General features: G+C 45.7%; 4 protein-coding genes. All 4 read right to left on the reverse strand.

Translation table 11 applies throughout. The features are described 5' to 3' along the window. On the reverse strand, window positions 1-611 hold a 611-nt coding region (locus tag WC615_RS23165; protein WP_372980394.1), incomplete at its 3' end, for a protein-L-isoaspartate(D-aspartate) O-methyltransferase. Between the two features lie 123 nt (window positions 612-734). Further along, entirely contained in the window at window positions 735-1,697 is a 963-nt protein-coding gene (locus tag WC615_RS23170) for a hypothetical protein (RefSeq protein ID WP_372980395.1), read from the reverse strand. A gap of 21 nt (window positions 1,698-1,718) precedes the next feature. Beyond that, on the reverse strand, window positions 1,719-2,678 hold the full coding sequence (locus WC615_RS23175; protein ID WP_372980396.1) for a DUF6175 family protein: 960 nt from the start codon (window positions 2,676-2,678) through the stop codon (window positions 1,719-1,721). Window positions 2,679-2,694: 16 nt separating this feature from the next. Beyond that, a partial coding sequence (locus WC615_RS23180; RefSeq protein ID WP_372980397.1) for a hypothetical protein occupies window positions 2,695-2,874 on the reverse strand: 180 nt, incomplete at its 5' end.

The raw sequence follows: 2,874 nt of genomic DNA on the forward strand, positions 1-2,874 counted from the left end.
AGCACGTGGCGTTCATAATCATGCTCGGCGGTTTTTAATACAGTTACCATTTTTTGAGATTTTTCATCCCCCACCGGGATAACCAGTATGCCGCCTATTTTCAGTTGCTTCAATAATATTTCGGGAACGGTTGGCGCGCCGGCTGTGACAATGATCTTATCGTATGGCGCATCTTCGGCAATGCCTATTGAGCCATCGCCTAAAAAGAATTTGGGTTTGTAACCCATGTAAGGCAGCACCTGTATGGTACGCTCGTATAGTTTTTCCTGGCGCTCTATGGTGAACACTTTTGCGCCCACTTCCATCAATACGCAGGTTTGGTAACCGCATCCGGTGCCTATCTCCAGCACTTTATCACCTTTTTGGATATGCAGCAGCTCGGTTTGATAAGCTACCGTATAAGGCTGCGAAATGGTTTGACCGGCCCCTATCGGGAAAGCAATATCCTTGTAAGCCTGGTTCCAGAAGGTTTCATCGAAAAAATAATGACGAGGGACTTTACCAATAGCATGCAACACCTTTTCATCCTCAATACCTTTTTTGCTCAGTATCTCTACCAATCGTTTCCTTGCCCCTTGTTCGCGGTAATTATCAATAAACTTGTACGCCATTACATAGCAAAGTTATATAAAAAGCCGGCAAAATTGCCGGCTCCCTGTGTATTATGCTATTGCCTTACAATAAAGCTTTGGCAGTTAACCTATAATGTTTTTAACATTCGTACGTGTGCATTATTACCACCAGCCATGTACATTATATACCGTGGTGCGCGGCTGTGCCGCATAAGCTACAGCTACGTCGCGCGCAGCCTTAATTATGCCCATATCGTTCTTTTGCTCCTGCAGTTTAAAGCTCCATTCGCGGTTATCAATTTCTTTAACGCGTTTGGCTATCTGTGCTACAAAAACCTTTACATCTTTATAGCACCCTGCCTGAGGATCAATCTGCGATAAAACCTCGCTTACGGCATTGGCACCGTTGATGTCCTGGTTAGCGGCCCACAAGCTTTTAGCCTGGTTTAGCTTGGTAGCACAATCTTTTTCCACCTGTTTTTTATAGATGGGTGCCACCTGCGCCATTGAGCGGGTGTAGCAATTTGTGCAAGCCTGCGGTACCGATGTAAGGTTATAAATAGCCTCATCCATACGGCCGGTACTGGCCAAGGTTTGGGCTTGTTTAATAATTACATCGCAATGGGTGTTGTAATAGCTGATGATCTTTGCCTTTCCTTTTTCTACAAAAGCCTGCAGTTTGGGGTCGTTAAGGTTGATGTTTTTAAAGGCGTTGATATAAGCTTTAGCAACATTCTCTCCCACGCCTTTAACCGGCATTGAGGTGCTGGCAAACTTTGTACCCTCGTAACCATCGCCGATATACAGGTTAACATCAAGCGTAAGGGCCGTCATGGGCGGTGCGGTAGAGAGCATATCTTTTGTAAGCACCACAACGTTAGCGGTGATAATAAAGCGCTGGCCTTCATCGCCGCCAAAACCATTTTGGCTGATGATCTGGTTCAGCTTATTGCCCAGCATGTTGCGGGCTGCCTCCGGCAGATCATCAACCTGGTCGGGAATGTAAGCAGCAAGTGTAACCCTGCCGCTATTCCCCCCATTCGCCGACCTTGCAATGGTAGTTTTTTGTGCATACGCGCCCATCAGCAGGAAAAGCGACATGCAGGTTATCATTATTTTTTTCATGTTGATCGTCTCGTTTAATTTTTATTTTTCACCAAGTACTATTACTGCCTGGCCAAGGCCTTTAGCAGTTAATTTGTTCACAATAGAATATGGCGCAGCAGCAAGGAATTTTTGCAGGCCGCGGGCAAATCCCCGGGCATCAATAGCGTTACCGTTTGCATCGTACAACGGGATGCGCACTTGCTCAAACAACATCATATTTTCGGTAGCATCGCTATTGCTGAAACGGCCTTTCAGGGAGTTGGCACGAACCCAATCTTCAATAACTACATTTAGTTCTTTACCACCGTACTCGGTTTCCAGGTCATTCTTCCACGAATCGAACTTTTTTATGCGGATAATGATCTCGCGGCCATTGGCAAACAGGTCGTCGAAATGCCTTTGCAAGCCTACGTTAAAGTTGTCTACCTTATCGGCAACGGCCTCCTCCAGTAACACAGCGGTCTCTGCCGAAAAGGATGGATTACCTGTCCCGCCTGCTGTGGCTACTTCTTTATCGCTATAAGCATCAATTCCCTGCATAGTAAAACGCACCGACTTTTTGGGACCGGTTTTTAACACATCCCAGGTTAACTGAATGATGATATCGGCTTTGGCTGTTTTCTTAAGCTTATCCATCGGGCTTTCGGATAGCCCCGCACCGCTTTTTGAGGTAAGGATAGCATTCTCGGCACGCTCAGATTCCAGCGTTTTAATAACCGATTCCATATTTTTTAGCGGGAACCCGCGTTCGGCCATCATGCCGTTTATCTTACTGATCACCGCCAGCAGGTCGCTGTTTTCCTGGAACGCCCTTTTATAATCGGGAATCTTTACCTTGGTGCCCTGGTCATCATACACCTGCATATAACCGTTTGTATTACACCACACATCGCTTGGCACCACCATTAGTGTCGGTTTTTTTGCCTGCGAAAATCCTGCTGTTACCGCCCCCAATATCATTAATGATACAAGAGCTATCTTCATTATCTGTCGTTTCATTTATTAAGGTTGAATGTTATTGATTTGTCAGGATGCCGTCGGCCATCATTTTTTTCTTCAGCTCGGGCCTGTTTATTTTTAGCACATAGCCGGTACTTTGGGCTACATCTTTAACCTTTTGCTGTTGTTTAGCTTTTTGCCCGGCGCGTTCTTCTATATAAAGCGCGTATTTTTTATACTCGGAGTTAAAGAAGCG

The organism is Mucilaginibacter sp., from assembly GCF_041663085.1.
Classification (GTDB): domain Bacteria; phylum Bacteroidota; class Bacteroidia; order Sphingobacteriales; family Sphingobacteriaceae; genus Mucilaginibacter.